General features: G+C 59.0%; 12 protein-coding genes, 1 tRNA gene and 1 pseudogene. 5 read left to right on the forward strand and 9 right to left on the reverse strand.

Translation table 11 applies throughout. The annotated features are described in order from the left end of the window. The gene (locus NKH63_RS21985; RefSeq protein ID WP_352495430.1) at nt 1-621 is read left to right on the forward strand and encodes a 2,3-bisphosphoglycerate-dependent phosphoglycerate mutase; all 621 of its coding nucleotides are present in this window, start codon (nt 1-3) and stop codon (nt 619-621) included. 73 nt (nt 622-694) lie between these two features. Continuing rightward, nucleotides 695-779: transfer RNA gene (locus NKH63_RS21990), tRNA-Leu, on the forward strand. A gap of 121 nt (nt 780-900) precedes the next feature. Here NKH63_RS21990 and NKH63_RS21995 read toward each other — a convergent pair. The 8 genes from NKH63_RS21995 to NKH63_RS22030 form a co-directional block, all read right to left on the reverse strand. After that, entirely contained in the window at nt 901-1,272 is a 372-nt protein-coding gene (locus tag NKH63_RS21995; protein WP_352495429.1) for a DUF4087 domain-containing protein, read from the reverse strand. 88 nt (nt 1,273-1,360) lie between these two features. Further along, a complete protein-coding gene (locus tag NKH63_RS22000; protein ID WP_352495428.1) occupies nt 1,361-1,861 on the reverse strand; it encodes a hypothetical protein in 501 nt (166 codons plus the stop codon). Between the two features lie 85 nt (nt 1,862-1,946). Then, nucleotides 1,947-3,824 carry a M60 family metallopeptidase gene (locus NKH63_RS22005; protein WP_352640388.1) on the reverse strand — a complete coding sequence of 626 codons (1,878 nt, stop codon included), beginning with the start codon at nt 3,822-3,824 and terminating at the stop codon, nt 1,947-1,949. Between the two features lie 15 nt (nt 3,825-3,839). Continuing rightward, complete coding sequence (locus tag NKH63_RS22010) at nt 3,840-4,256, reverse strand: lysozyme inhibitor LprI family protein (RefSeq protein ID WP_352717238.1); 417 nt, start codon at nt 4,254-4,256, stop codon at nt 3,840-3,842. A 16-nt stretch (nt 4,257-4,272) separates the two neighbouring features. Continuing rightward, nucleotides 4,273-6,597: a lysozyme inhibitor LprI family protein gene (locus NKH63_RS22015; protein ID WP_352918716.1), complete on the reverse strand. Its 2,325-nt coding sequence runs from the start codon at nt 6,595-6,597 to the stop codon at nt 4,273-4,275. 39 nt (nt 6,598-6,636) lie between these two features. Further along, nucleotides 6,637-7,632 (reverse strand): PDZ domain-containing protein, encoded by a 996-nt coding sequence (locus NKH63_RS22020; protein WP_352918718.1) that lies wholly within the window; start codon nt 7,630-7,632, stop codon nt 6,637-6,639. Nucleotides 7,633-7,699: 67 nt separating this feature from the next. After that, a complete protein-coding gene (locus tag NKH63_RS22025) occupies nt 7,700-8,185 on the reverse strand; it encodes a hypothetical protein (RefSeq protein ID WP_352918720.1) in 486 nt (161 codons plus the stop codon). 34 nt (nt 8,186-8,219) lie between these two features. Continuing rightward, nucleotides 8,220-8,609 (reverse strand): hypothetical protein, encoded by a 390-nt coding sequence (locus tag NKH63_RS22030; RefSeq protein ID WP_352717243.1) that lies wholly within the window; start codon nt 8,607-8,609, stop codon nt 8,220-8,222. Between the two features lie 905 nt (nt 8,610-9,514). On the opposite strand from NKH63_RS22030, the gene NKH63_RS22035 reads away from it, so the two are divergent. From NKH63_RS22035 to NKH63_RS22045, 3 genes and pseudogenes are all read left to right on the forward strand, one after another. Then, nucleotides 9,515-10,486, forward strand: coding sequence for an ABC transporter substrate-binding protein (locus NKH63_RS22035; protein WP_352918723.1), 972 nt, complete (start codon nt 9,515-9,517; stop codon nt 10,484-10,486). Between the two features lie 11 nt (nt 10,487-10,497). Beyond that, nucleotides 10,498-11,174, forward strand: a pseudogene (locus tag NKH63_RS22040) (L,D-transpeptidase). A 135-nt stretch (nt 11,175-11,309) separates the two neighbouring features. Then, a complete protein-coding gene (locus tag NKH63_RS22045) occupies nt 11,310-11,528 on the forward strand; it encodes a hypothetical protein (RefSeq protein WP_031212349.1) in 219 nt (72 codons plus the stop codon). 125 nt (nt 11,529-11,653) lie between these two features. Here the strand turns inward: NKH63_RS22045 and NKH63_RS22050 are convergent, their stop codons facing one another. Further along, the gene (locus tag NKH63_RS22050) at nt 11,654-13,687 is read right to left on the reverse strand and encodes a transcriptional regulator (protein WP_352918725.1); all 2,034 of its coding nucleotides are present in this window, start codon (nt 13,685-13,687) and stop codon (nt 11,654-11,656) included. Nucleotides 13,688-13,723 lie beyond the last annotated feature (36 nt).

Below are 13,723 nucleotides of genomic sequence, written 5' to 3' on the forward strand. Positions count from 1 at the left end.
ATGTCGAGAACTCTCGTGCTCGTGCGCCACGGCCAGAGCGAGTGGAACCTGAAGAACCTTTTTACCGGCTGGCGCGACGTCGACCTGACCGAACTAGGCCATACCGAAGCCAAGGCGGCCGGCGCCAAGCTCAGGGCGCGCGGCATGAAATTCGACATCGCCTTCACGTCGTCGCTGATCCGGGCGCAGAAGACCTGTCAGCACATTCTAGACGCTGTCGGCCAGAGCGGGCTCGAGACCATCCGCGACCAGGCGCTGAACGAGCGCGACTATGGCGATCTCTCCGGCCTCAACAAGGATGATGCGCGCAAAAAATGGGGCGAGGACCAGGTGCATATCTGGCGCCGCTCCTACGACGTGCCGCCGCCCGGCGGTGAAAGCCTGAAAGACACCGGCGCACGCGTCTGGCCCTATTACCTGCACGATCTGCAGCCGCATGTGCTGCGCGGCGGTACCGTGCTGGTGGCGGCGCACGGCAATTCGCTGCGCGCGCTGATCATGGCGCTGGACGGCAAGTCGGGCGAGGAGATCGTCAAGCTCGAGCTCGGCACCGGTGTGCCGATCATCTACACGCTCAACGCCGATTCCACGGTAGCGTCGAAGGAAGTGCTGGAGCACTGAGCCGGAGAAGGAACGCGGCTTTCAAAAAAGCGCGTTGACACTCATCCTTTGCCCGCTTAATGAGCGCGCACCAGCCCAGATGGCGGAATTGGTAGACGCGCACGGTTCAGGTCCGTGTTCCGCAAGGAGTGGAGGTTCGAGTCCTCTTCTGGGCACCAAATTCCCGTTTCGAACTTTTGATAAGGTTCAGAAACCCCAAGAAAAAGCCCCGGTTTTGCCGGGGCTTTTTCTTGAGCCGATGTCCGCTGTCGCCCATGGTACCCCATAAGTATCCAATAATTATCCGTCCGGGTTAGGCAGCGATCTGTCGTTGCGACAGCGCACGAGCGGAAGGATTTCGCCCGAGATTATTCTGGTGATCTTTTGCTGCTTGGCGTTGGTTACGACGGTCATGCACGCGCATCCGTAGCCGTGGCCGGAACCAGGCACATTGGTCTCGACGAATTGCCGCTCGTCAAAGGCCGGCACATTGTCGATGCCTTTGGGATCCGGTCGCCCCTGCATCTGGATCCACCAATCCCCGTCACTGTCGGTCAGGACGAGGTTGCCGGGTGTCGGGCTGGAGTACCAGCCACAACGGCGCTCGGCGTAGGCGGCGGCAGGCAAGGACATGATGGCCAGGCAGAAACAGGTAGCGAATAATGGGCGCATGAGAACCTTTACCTCCTTAAGTAAAGCAGGTCATGCCGCCGATAATCTGCGTTGACGCAGGTAACGAGGCGGCATGATTTTGTAGGCCTTATGGCCTCAACTTCGTGTCCACATTTTCTTCGATCAATCCGCAATGAAGCGTCACAGGCTTCCTTTGGACATCGCTTAGTGGACCGTCGATGAAATCGCAGCTGAGCAGATTGTCCGGACTGCTCTTGCGTGCGGATGCAACGTTGACGTTGACCTCGGGAGGGCCGGCAAGCCAGTCGAGACGCTTCGTGTCGACCTTTGTGCCGCCGATGTGGGCGTGGCCCGCTGTGCCCGCTATCTCGACCTCTTCGTCCTGCGGCGTGAGATCGATCTGGCCGACTTCGTTGGCGTGCTTCTCGGCACTCCGCTTCGGGTCACCGTAATAGGAGGCGAGGACAACGATCCCTTCCTTTTCAGTCGCGAGCTTGGCGGCTGCTTTTTTGGACAGCGTGACGTTGACGTCGAAGCCGAGGTCGCCCTGGGCTGTCGCCGGCACAGCACATGCTAACAGCGCAGATGCTGCAATCGTTACTGCGGGCAGTGATCTATAGCGTTTCACAATCCACCTCCTTTAGCCCCTCACGCAATGCCGATACCCCCGCATCCTTTCGTGTCTGGCTCCCGCATCGCGCTCGCCGCCGGCTTCACCGTGAAACAACATTCAGACCAACGCGCGACAATTGAGGATCTGCTGGAGGCAGATTCAAACGCTTCAATCTGTCGGCGGTTTCCTGCTCTATGTGCATCCCCCAATCGGAGAAGAACCGGGTCAGGTCCTGATTTGCGACCGTACTGGCACGCAGGATGAAGGTTCGTACCTTGACCGCATCTTGCTTATTGGCATCGTCCAGTGGATGCTCGCGGTAATATCGGTGAAGCTTCGGATAGAAGTCCTCGCCGAGACCCCGGCGCAATTGATCGAACATGACCAGCCGCACCCAAAGCTCATCGTCGTCATCCGCGCTGGCACGTATTTGTTTTTCATTGTCGAAATCGCGCGTCTTCCGCGCCAGATATCGCGCCGCCAGATCCAGCGGCGTCTTGCCGGTAGAGTCATCGCGCTCTTTCAAGCGGGACGGATGGCCAAAATGTGCCTGGGCATTGAGGGAATAGATATTGACCGTAGTTTCTACGATCTCGCCCCAGGTCCAATCCTCCTGCTGGTACATATGGCCGGTTTCATGCCAGATCGACCACGCTTGCCGCAGCTTATTCACGTCCAGCAAATCACCCATGTTGCTGCCGGGGACACCCATAAAATAGTTGCCTGCGTACATGTATATGCCGTCGTCGAAGACCTTCGCCGGTGTCACCGTGTCCTGCTGATAGTGCATGCGCAAACGGGATGCCCGATGAAGTTTGGGGGAACCGTCGAGACCGGATAGTGCATCGTACCAGCCTAGAATTTGCTCGAGGGTGTCGAGAATTTCCGCAGGGTCGCCCTGAGGCGCCCTCATATAGACTTTGCGGGTCGCGGTAATGGCAACACGCTCGCTTATCATCTCGACGAATGGCGCACCGGGCATGTCGGTGAGCATTTTACGCCAGTCTTCGAAGCTTGTTTTTCCCTTGACGTAGAGGGGGATCGAACTGCCGCCGCGCACGATTGCCACGTCGATCGGAGGCAGAGCCGCACTGAAGCCGCTGTAGGCGTAGCGGAAATGGATCAGCCCGTCGCGCTTCGCCGTGAAGTCGGTGCGCCCTTCCTTGGCAATGACCAATTGCGGGTCATCCTGGGGTCTTTCGTCATAGAAGCTGTTCATCGGGCCGATCATGATCATCAAGCCGTCGGGGGAAGGCGGCAGGCCTTCGGCCGTAACCGATACTGCCTCTCCCTTTCTCACGAACACACCGCTTGGCTGATCGTCCATCAGCTTCGTGCGTCTCAGCCTATTGGCCTCGGGTGTGGCTGCAGGCATCGGAGCGAGGCGATAGCGCTTGTTCAGATTGTCGAATTCCGACACCGCTGCCGACGCCGCTGCCGGTCGGTCGCCATTGCCGGCCGGATAAAGCAACCACTGGGCGTTATCGTCCAGGCTGGCGTCATAGACGATGATCTGAGCGTCGTCCGCACGTTCATCGGCCCTGACGTTGAGCGTCGTGCCGCTGTCATCCAGCTCGATGCCATAGCTGTTCAGATGCGGCTTGAAGCGCCATGCCTGCCCCTCAGCGGACTGCTCGTCCTTGAGGACGACACTCGTATTCCCGTTTTCGTCTTCGTCGCCCCCAGCAAGATACGTTCCGTATCGTCGAGACCGGATCTGATAGGTTGCGCCGTTCGTTTCCCCGGTCGCCCTGGTGATGGTCCACAGCTGCGCGGGACCATCCTTGGGTTTGCGAGCGGACTGACCAAGCACGATCTCGCCATGCCTGCCTTCAAAGGCGGTGAGCGCTTTGTAGGAATGCTTCGCGACGATGTAATAGTCCCCTTCGGGGATCTCAGCGGCACTTGCGACCGTAACAACTGCCGCCAGCAACAGCCCAGCTATCAAGTGCACTGCAGATACGATGAAGGTCTTCATCCCGGCACCGAGGTGTCAATTCGCGGCCGGAACGGGACAACTCATCGGATCGCCCTGCTTGCCGCATTTCAGGTAACCCTCGAAGGCTTTGACCCGGGATTGCGCCAGGCTGTCCATGCACTGCGCGGTGAGCATCGGCATTACGCTTCCTCCGGCCGCTCCTGAAGTCTGGAAACTGCACTCGGCGTCGCGAAATTTGTCCCAATCCCGTTGAGCTTGGACAAGAAGCTTCCTGGTATCCGCATCGTCCTTCAGGCGGGCTTCGATCTGCTTGTAAAGCTCATTGAGCTTCTTGTCGGATTTCTTGAACGCCGCATCGGCGCACGCATTCAGCGAGGCCTGATCCTTGGCGGCGGCGTAGCACTTGTCCTGGGCAAAGGTGAACGTCGGCATGGCCAGAACCATGGCAGCAGTCAGAATTGCGGTTTTCATCGATTTCCCTTTCCCATTATCTGGTTTTCATTGGATCCGCTTTGCCACCTTCGGCGACCGTGACGCTGCCGACCTTTCCCGAACCGGTTAGCCTGCCGCCTTCCTTGACCGTGACTTTGCCGGAGACTTCCCCGTCAACGGCAAGGAGTCCCGAGACGGAAACGTCGCCGGTCAAGGACCCGGTCACGCGCAACTGCGCCCCTGACGCGACTTCCGTCACGCCTGAATAGGTGTTCTTGCCGCTCAGCGTCAGCTTGCCGCCGGCGACAACGAGGCCGCCGCTCATGCCGCCGGCGTCATCAAAGTCCGCTATGGTTCCATCAAATTGCCCGTTGGCTTCTGTCAGGATCAGTCTGCCCGCACCCAGATAGACCTCGCCTTTTCCGTTCAGGTTGCGAATGGCCGTATCGTTCAGGGAGTGCGCCACTCCCCAGGACTTCAGGTGGTTTCCTTTCTGGTCGAGGTTGAGCACACCGTCGACCGTGACGCGCGAGGAATGCTCGACGCTGCCCGGCCCGGCCAGAGTAAGGTACCCATCGGCCGCGACATGGGTTGTGCCGGTGTAGGTATTGCCCCCGGTCATGCGCACGTCCGCGTCCTTCTCGATCGTGAAGTCGCCGGCGCCGGAGACGATGCCGGCCAGTCCGAGCCATCCTTTGCTTCCAGCATCGCTGGTCGCGCGATTCAGCTGAACTTGATCCTTGGCAGCCGCGTCAGTCGTAAAGTTGCCAGCGCTGACAAAATAGGGTGAATATGCGGTCGTCTTGTTTTCCAGATCATACATTACGGAATTGGACTGAAAGAAGGGTAAGCCGATAGTAATTCCATTGCCGTCAACCTCATCACTTTGGCGATCGATAACGACATCGCTGTATTCCTTGTTGTTAAAGCTATCGTCAAATCCAAAAAACTTTAAGTCCATTATATCAGAACTATATTCCTTGAGTTGAAATCCTCTCGATCGAAGCTTATTTAAAACACCCTCTGAGGTTATGGAGACAAAAGTCGCCGTTCCTGTATCCAACAACACGGGCCCATTGAAATCAACCGAACGTTTCTTTCCCATATAGTCAAAAGAAATTGTATAACGGTAAGAGCCTTCGTTCACATTGGATGCGTTCGCGCCTGTTTGCGGGAATCTCTTCTGGTAATGTTCGTAAAGCTGAGAACCCAGTTCGCCCCAAGGCATCAGGGCCGTAAACTGGGATCTCAAACTGGGGGACAAATTCAGCGCCAGGCAGGGAACGCAACCCGGTGTGGTCTTCTTTTTTCCAAGATTTGCATTGGCAGAGACCACATAGCCGCTTTGGGTTTGACTGCCGGGGGCAGTGGTCTGATCTCCCGCAAAGATAAAATCGGCGGCTCCAAAGACGCCGTAAAACGTCGTCGAATCACCGGGTTCGCCGTTCTGCATGCTCTTGCGCGCATTAAGATCCGCATAGACCGGCGTATCGCCGTGGTGGCCCACGGGCTTTTGCGTCAATTTCACATCCTCGAGGTCGCCGAAACCCTTTGTGTAGACGTAATCCACCACCCGACCAGCGGCGAAGTCGCCATCGAGGGTTACGACAGGCTTTGAGCGATCATCCGGATCGTAATAGGACAGGCTGTCGAAACGGACCTGTTGTACCCAATCTCCATAGGTGCCGTCTCCATACGGGTACATTCCAGGCTTGCTGCCGGGCACCGGCTTTATGCCGGGGACACTCGAATCGATCTCCGCGTTGAACTCATCCGACCCGGTGTCGAATTCGTACAAACGAGGCGTGGCACCATTGATGCCCACCACGATCCCGAGTTTGTGATAGATGACTTCATCACTGTCGAGTCCGTATTCCCTGACATGTTGCAATGGAATGGATATCGGGCCGGTAGCCTGGGCAAGGCCGGTCCGGCCGTTCTCATCGGCCACAGGGGATACGGCAGGTGATGTGTTCGCTGCCGGAACGCGGCAGCTCGGATCGCCTTCCTGGCACTTCAGGTAACCCTCGAAGTCCTTGACCCGGGATTGCGTCAGGCTGTCCATGCACTGCGCGATGAGCATTGGCGTCATGCTTCCTTCGACCGATCCTGCGGTCTGGAAACTGCACTCCGCGTCGCGAAATTTGACCCAACCCCGCTGTGCTTGAACAAGAAGCGTCTTGGTATCCGCATCGTCGTTCAGGCGGGCTTCGATCTGCTTGTAAAGCTCGTTCAGCTTCTTGTCGGATTCCTTGAATGCAGCGTCGGCGCATTCGTTCGTGGTGGCCTGGTTCTTGGCGGCGTCATAGCACTTGTCCTGGGCAAATACGGACGCTGGCGTGGCCAAGATCATGGCAGAGGTCAGGATCGAGGTTTTCATCGACTGTGCTCTGTTTAGAACCGCAGGCCCGGACGACCGCTAGTTGGAATCGTCATCGTCCGATCCATTACTGTCGTCGCTACTGTCATCCGACGCATCGCCATCCGTGCTGTCATCGTCGGTGTCAGTGCTGTTTTGGTCATCGTCACCGCCCGCTGAGTCTTCATCGTCGTTCTGATCGCCAGAATTGTCCTGGTCATCGGAACTATTGTTGTCGGTATTGTCATCCGAGCTATCGTCGTCGGTGTTGTCGTCATCACTATCGTCCGACTGCTGTTCATCGTCATTCTGATCGCTTGAATCGTCCTGATCATTGGAACTGTCATCGGTGCTCTCGTCCGAGGTATCGCCATCGGTGTCTGCGCTGCTATCGTTGGAATCGTCGTCAGCATCGGCAGAAGTCGCGTTAGCGTCTGGACTGGCGTCGCCGGGCAGGGAGTCGTCTTCGCGATAGCTTGTGTCTTCGAGGCTTGTCTCCATCTCGTCGTCGTACTGATCGACGATCTGCGTCCACTCCTCATGGTTATCGACGCTCGTCCATTGCGAGATATTGTTGACCGAGATGTCGGTATTGAAGTTGTTGACGGTGATGTTGGTATTGACCTCGACGACATCTGCGACTTCTGTTCCGCGGTTCACGCCAAACAGAAAACTGGTAGCGCTCACGGCAAGAGCGGCCCATACGAGTCGGTCGACATCGGTCGGCGTCGAAATCGGTTGATGCCGCACTGTGGCAAGCACGTCACCCGGCCGGATGCCTTGCCGCGCGGCAACGCCATGGGGTGCAACGGCCAAGACATACACCCCGCGAAGCTTGGGCGGGATCTGGTAGCGGTGCCGAGAGGCGTGGTTGATGGGTATCAAAACCGCGTTAAGAGCCCGGGAAACATAGGGTTTCGGCAGATCATATTTGCTGGCATACGCAACATTGATCGTGTGCGGGACGGCTACACTCACAACAGCCGTCATTTTCACTGAAGTTGCCAATGCACGGGCGAACTGCATTATCAGTCTGGACTTTCGAACAGTTTGCATTTTGCACATCCTGCAGCTGATCATTGGAACCGATCTCAGAGGCCCGGCGCCCCGGAGCGCTCACCAATCATTCTCCCCCTGCACCAACGGTCAGCGGCAATTTCCAGCGATCATCACCGTCATTCCGTAACTTCCTCGGCAAAACACTTTGCCAGATCTTGCGGCGCTCCGAGCTTCTTCGCCCAGGATACCAGTTCAGGTTTTCCGACGGGTCGGCATAGCCGCCCCACACGTCGCGAAATTGCTTTTTTCCGTCGACCGTCTGGAAGAACATCACGCCGTCGTCGCTCACCGGCGTGGAGACGTAGGCGGCGCTCCAGTTGCCGTTCTCCATGATCGTGATGAACTTCACCCGAGCAGGCTTGACCTTGTTGTCCAACGCCGAGGCAACGAGGGGGGCATATTCCTGCTTGCGCGCCTTCGTCACATCGACCTTTACGCCGTCGCAGGCACCATTCGCGGCGAAAGCGAAGGTCAGCGTCATTCCCAACCCCATGAGACCGATCATCACGATTTTGGCACATCGCAGGATAAGACCGTTGGATTCAAACATGAGGGCATCCTCTTCGTTCGTATTGGAGGGTCCACTAATCGGAATCGTCGTCGTCCGATGAGTTGTCATCGTCCGGTGTATCGACCTCGCAGCCGATGCCGCGGCAGCCTTGGTAGTTGCCTTGCGTATCGAAGTTCGGATTGCCTTCCTTGTCGTACTGCGGCCTGTCGTCGATGCTTTGATCCCCGTCATCAGGATCGTCGACTTTACATCCGAGCCCATGGCAGCCGATGTAACGGCCCCTGGTATCGAAGTTGGGATTGCCGTTCCTGTCGAACTGCGGCCGGTCGTCTATCTTCCGGCTCCCTTTATGGGACCGATCAACCAGGCAGCCCTTTCCGCGACAACCATCGTAGTCGTCGGTGGTACAACCGGAGATCGCCATCAAAGCAGTGGCCAAGGCCGCATAGATTACGAATTTCATGATTCATTCCTCCGACTGGCTGGCGGCTCGGATCGTCCGCATCGGAAGGCTATCGCAGGCGGCGATCCCCGCTTTTGTCGCGAAGTCTGGCGCCAATCGGAGGAGGGCAAAGCTTCGCCGGCCATCGAACGAGAGCCCGGCTGTGGACGATGCATTCGACGAGTTAGCCGACGGTTGCGGTAATCTCTTACGTGGGAGGGAACGCTCCCGGCGGGGGCCGCCGCATTAGAGAATGTCAATATTCCTCTCCATGCTTAGTGCCCCGTCCGCCCAAGCATGTTTCAACGATCCGCTGACGCGGCTGTGCTTCTAAAAAGTTGCATCCGATTCGGCCTGCGGCAAGGAAAAACCACAATATTGCGGCGATGAATTTTGCAAATGCTTAATAATTCGGAACCAGCGCCGGCTATCTTAGCAGATGCTGAAATATGATCGGAAGCAAGTTTGCGGAATACGCTTTTAGCTTCATTCTCTTTATCTCGCGTTATTGCAAGTAGTTTCATATGTTATTGTGAATTCTCGCCCAGCCTTGTAAAATGGCGCGACGGCATCGCTTCTTATATGATCGCTATAATCCGAATCTATTGTGGTATTTTTTTCGAATCCAGCCAAGCCGTTGCGCAGGCCGAAAGAAACGCCGCTCAATCATTCGACTTTTTCAACGCTGCGGCGTGCCGCATAGAGGCGCAGTGGGGGCGCCGCGGCCGCGTTGTGAGCATCTTCCCAGTCGGATTGTCATCGGGTAGCGTGCAGGGGCGGCACGTGAAGGCGCTCTCTTTGGCGAACGCACTGCCGCACCTTCAGCAGTTGCCCGTCAGACATGGGGCTGGTGTCACAATCCGGTGCTTGCCGCGACAGATTGTTCCCGTCCCGGTTCATTTCAGTACCGAAGCGAGGGGGAAGAGATGCACAACCGATTTCGGCAGTGCCTGCGGAAAGTATCGCTGGCGGCATTGACGATGCTGGCGCTAAACATCCCGGTCCACGCGGCTGATCTCGTCATTGCAATGCCGAACTGGCCGTCCGGCCAGGCGACGGCAAATATCCTCAAGGTCAGCCTGAAGGAAAATTTCGGGCTCGATGCCGATGTGCGCGAGATGGGGACGCTTATTGCCTTTGCCGGCCTCAATTCTGGTGAGGTGGATATTCATCCCGAAATCTGGCTGTCCAATCTGGATAATCTAGTGAAGAAGTATGTGGACGGGGCCGGCACGGTGGCCATCAGCCCCATTGGAGTGCCGGCCTGGCAAGGCATATGCGCGACGCGTGAAGCAGCCGACAAATTTGGAATTCACGACGTTTCGGATCTCAGCGACCCGAAGAAAACCGCCGCGCTGGATACCGACGGTGACGGGCGTGGCGAACTCCGGATAGGCGCTGAGGGTTGGTCCTCAACCGCTATCGAGCGCGTCCGCGCCAACAGCTATGGCTATGCCAAGACAATGACCTTGCTGGAGACGCCCGAGGATGCCGGAATGGCGGCTGTCGATGCCGCGGTCGCCACGGATCATCCAATGGTGTTTGCCTGCTACGCGCCGCACTACGTCTTTGAGCTGCACGACATTGTCCGGCTTACCGAGCCGCCCTTCGATCCGGCAAGGTGGAAGATCGTACTGCCGTCAGAGGACCCGCTCTGGGTCTCGAAGTCCAGTGCGCCGGTGTCATGGGATACCGCCCATTTCCATATCGCCTACGCCACCTCGCTGCGCAAAAAATATCCGAAGGTGGTGGCGTTCCTGGAACGGGTCGAGCTGAAGCCCGAGGAAATCACCAAGATGAGTTATGCGCTCCAGGTGGAGCGTCAGGATCCTTACGAATACGCCAAACAATGGGTTGCCGCACAAGGCGCCCGGGTGCAGGGGTGGGCAAATCCATGACCCGAAATCTGATGACCGTGGGGCGCGCCACTCTCCAGCGGAGCTCCCTTGCAACAATTGTCGCGGTAGCGTTCGGTCTTGTCGCCGTGGCGGCGGTGGCTGCGGGAACACAGGTTTTTGACCCGAAAACCCACAAATGGGTGGACTACGATCGCACCAAGGCGCGCAAATACTATGCCGCGCATAATGAAGTGCCCGAGGCATTTCGTCCGCAGATGGTCAAGTTCCGCACCGCGGAAGTGCCGGGCACGATCATCATCGATGGCAACCAGCACTTTCTCTACCTTGTGCAGCCGGGTCAGCAGGCCATGCGCTATGGTATCGGCGTGGGCCGGGAGGGGTTTGGCTGGGCCGGCATCGTGCGCGTCGGCCGCATGGCGGAGTGGCCGACCTGGACGCCTCCGGCCGAAATGGTCGCTCGCGATCCAAAGGCGGTGAAATATGCCGGAGGCATGAAGGGGGGGCCGGACAACCCGCTCGGCGCAAGGGCGCTCTACCTCTATGAGCGCGACCAGGACACGATCTACCGGATACACGGCACCCGGAGCCCTGGACGATCGGGCTCGACGTGTCGTCGGGATGTATCCGGATGAGGAACGACGACATCGTCGATCTTGCATCGCGCGTCAAGGTTGGGGCCAAGGTCATCGTCCTCATGCAGGGGGCGGCACTTTACAAAGGTGTGTGAGCGGCATTCGGAGAGGGACAAGCAATGTCGGCAAAAAATGCAGTGAGAACTTCGATTCGGGCGACAGCAATTGGATTGCTGGCTGGAGCCCTTGGCGCTTGCGTCAGCGCGCCATCGCCGCCGCCGCAGGACCAGATGTCCAGGACCAAGGTCGAAACGGCGCCGGCGGACCTTCAGCTGCTTTGCGCCAATGCGGTCGCCAAGGCCAGCGGCGTCGACAGCACCAAGATACTTCCGGTTTCATCAAGCAAGCTCGATTCCAAGACCTATCAGGTCGAACTCGATGCCAGCGGCAAGAAGACAAGCTGCCTCGTGGATACCGACGGCAATGTCAAATCCGTTGAGCCCGTCTGATCCGCTCCGGTCGACGAATTTTGCGACCGATCTGACCATTGGCGCCTTGGGCTGCGGACATGACGATGTTGGGGGCGGCCAGCCGCGATGAGCGGTTTAGAGAACCCGGGCTAACCGCGCCTGCTTCACCTCAGCCCGATCCGCTTGGCGCCTTGCCGGAACAGCGCCTCGGCGTCCGGCTCGAAGCGGAAGGTGCCGATGAAATCATCGGCGCAGTAGTTCGGCAGCGTCTTGCGCAACGCGGCGGCGAAACCTTGAGCCTCGTCCAGCCGTCCCGCCAGCGCAAGGCAATGCGCGGCGATTGCCAGGATGATGGCATGGGCGTTGGGACGCGCGGCTGCTTTCAGCGCCCATTCGGCGGCTTCGTCAAACTGGCCGAGCCGGACATGCGACATCGCCCTGGCGCCCAGCATGCCGAACAGCAGCGGATCGAAGGGGCTCAGATGCCTGGAATGGTCGGATGAGCCGATCGCGGCCTTCGGGTCGCCGGACTGCGAGTGGACGAAAGACAGGGCATAGTGGCCAAGCGCGAAATTAGGGCTGAGGTCGACGGCGCGTTCCAGCTCGATGAGGGAGCCGTCCTGCTCGCCGCGCAGCCACAGCGCCCGCCCCATGGCCCAATGCGCGGCCGGATTGTGATCGTCGACGAGAAGGCTCTGGCCGGCTGCCTCGAAGGCCATGGCGCTCTCCTGATCGCGGTCGCCCCAGCGCTGGAAGGCATTTTGCCAATGAGTGAAGGAGAGCCCGGCATAAGCGCGGGCGAAGGTAGGATCGAGCTTCAAGGCCAGGTCGAAGAAATGCCGGACCTGCTCGTTTTCCGCGCGGGTGAAGCGGTACATGTGCCACAGGCCGCGGTGATAGGCCTCCCAGGCGTTCAGCGAATTGGGCGCCTTCAGCATGGCGCGGTTGCGCTCGACCGTCTCGATCTCGGCCGAGATCGACGAGACGATGCTGTTGCCGATATCATCGAGCACGGCAAAGATGTCGTCCGGCTTGCGCTCGAACGTCTCGGCCCAGACTATCCTGGCGGTGCGCACTTCGACCAGCTCGACCGCAACGGTGACGCGGCCCACCTGGCAGCGCACCATGCCCGTGGCGACATAGTCGACGTTGAGCCGCCGCCCGGCATCTTCGGGCGCGATGTTTTTCTCCGCCAAGGCAAACACCGAGCCGCGCGCGATGACGAAGAAATCCCTGAGCTTGGCCAGGCGGGTGATGATGTCGTGGGTCAGGCCGTCGGCAATCCCTCCGCGAGGGCCACCAGGAACGCCGCCGATGCCGGCCTGTTCAATAAACGGCATCACCGCAAGCGAAGCCTTGCGCGACGTTCCGGCGTTGGGATCGGCAAGCATGATAGGAGGTACCGAGAGCGGAACGGCCGGCTGCACCCATGATGACGCGCCGTGCTGACAGCGGATTGTCCGCCATGCGTCGCGAACGGGTCCGAAATCCAGATCTTCGGACTGGAAGTGCCGTGCGGCGGCCGCAATATGCTCCTCGGCCGCGCCGAACTGGCCGCGCTGGGCGAGCCTCGTCAGCAAGGCCAGATGCACACGGCCGTCGAACGGAGCGAGCTCCAGCCATTTTTCGAGGTGCGCGGACACGTCATCGGAATCGCTGGGGAGACGCTCGACAAGCTGTTGCAGCACCGCCGCGTGGCATGAGCTGAAGCGGCGGCGCTGAGCGGTCAACCAGCTGTTGAAATGCGGGCTGCGGTCGATCTCCAGCCCGTCGAGGAAATCGCCGGGGAACAGCCGGGAAAGCGCCAGCAGGCGTTCGAGCTCGAGCGTCTCTATTCCCTTCGTCGCGGCGGAGGCAATCTCCACGGCATCCACGGATACACCGTTCAGGTCGACCGCAACCGTGTCACCTTGCGTCTCAATCCGGGGCCGATCGGGTTCATCGAGCATGCCTCTAAGCTTGCTGAGACACCAGCGAAGCTCGCCGCGCGGGTCGTTCGGCACATCCCACAAAAGCTCGCAGAGGCGGCTGCGCCCGACAGGATGCGGCGCCAGCGCCAGATAGGCGAACAGCGCGCGCAGCTTGCGCGACTTCGGAAGCGCGATGATGGTACCATTGCGTGCGATGGTCAGCGGGCCGAGCAGGCGCACGGAAAGGCCGGTCACCTCGCCGTCGAGGCTCGATCGGGTGGATTCCACGTGCGTTTCCACGCCTGCTCCCACGCTGGCCAGTCG

It is taken from the genome of Mesorhizobium sp. M0960 (genome assembly GCF_040319055.1).
Taxonomy (GTDB): Bacteria; Pseudomonadota; Alphaproteobacteria; order Rhizobiales; family Rhizobiaceae; genus Mesorhizobium.

What these genes read in the sequence shown, in the direction of transcription:
- NKH63_RS22030 (WP_352717243.1), bottom strand. Translation starts at nt 8,609, where the DNA reads ATGAAATTCGTAATCTATGCGGCCTTGGCCACTGCTTTGATGGCGATC.
- NKH63_RS22045 (WP_031212349.1), top strand. Translation starts at nt 11,310, where the DNA reads ATGTCCAGGACCAAGGTCGAAACGGCGCCGGCGGACCTTCAGCTGCTT.
- NKH63_RS22035 (WP_352918723.1), top strand. Translation starts at nt 9,515, where the DNA reads ATGCACAACCGATTTCGGCAGTGCCTGCGGAAAGTATCGCTGGCGGCA.
- NKH63_RS22025 (WP_352918720.1), bottom strand. Translation starts at nt 8,185, where the DNA reads ATGTTTGAATCCAACGGTCTTATCCTGCGATGTGCCAAAATCGTGATG.
- NKH63_RS22005 (WP_352640388.1), bottom strand. Translation starts at nt 3,824, where the DNA reads ATGAAGACCTTCATCGTATCTGCAGTGCACTTGATAGCTGGGCTGTTG.
- NKH63_RS21985 (WP_352495430.1), top strand. Translation starts at nt 1, where the DNA reads ATGTCGAGAACTCTCGTGCTCGTGCGCCACGGCCAGAGCGAGTGGAAC.
- NKH63_RS22015 (WP_352918716.1), bottom strand. Translation starts at nt 6,597, where the DNA reads ATGAAAACCTCGATCCTGACCTCTGCCATGATCTTGGCCACGCCAGCG.
- NKH63_RS21995 (WP_352495429.1), bottom strand. Translation starts at nt 1,272, where the DNA reads ATGCGCCCATTATTCGCTACCTGTTTCTGCCTGGCCATCATGTCCTTG.
- NKH63_RS22020 (WP_352918718.1), bottom strand. Translation starts at nt 7,632, where the DNA reads ATGCAAACTGTTCGAAAGTCCAGACTGATAATGCAGTTCGCCCGTGCA.
- NKH63_RS22010 (WP_352717238.1), bottom strand. Translation starts at nt 4,256, where the DNA reads ATGAAAACCGCAATTCTGACTGCTGCCATGGTTCTGGCCATGCCGACG.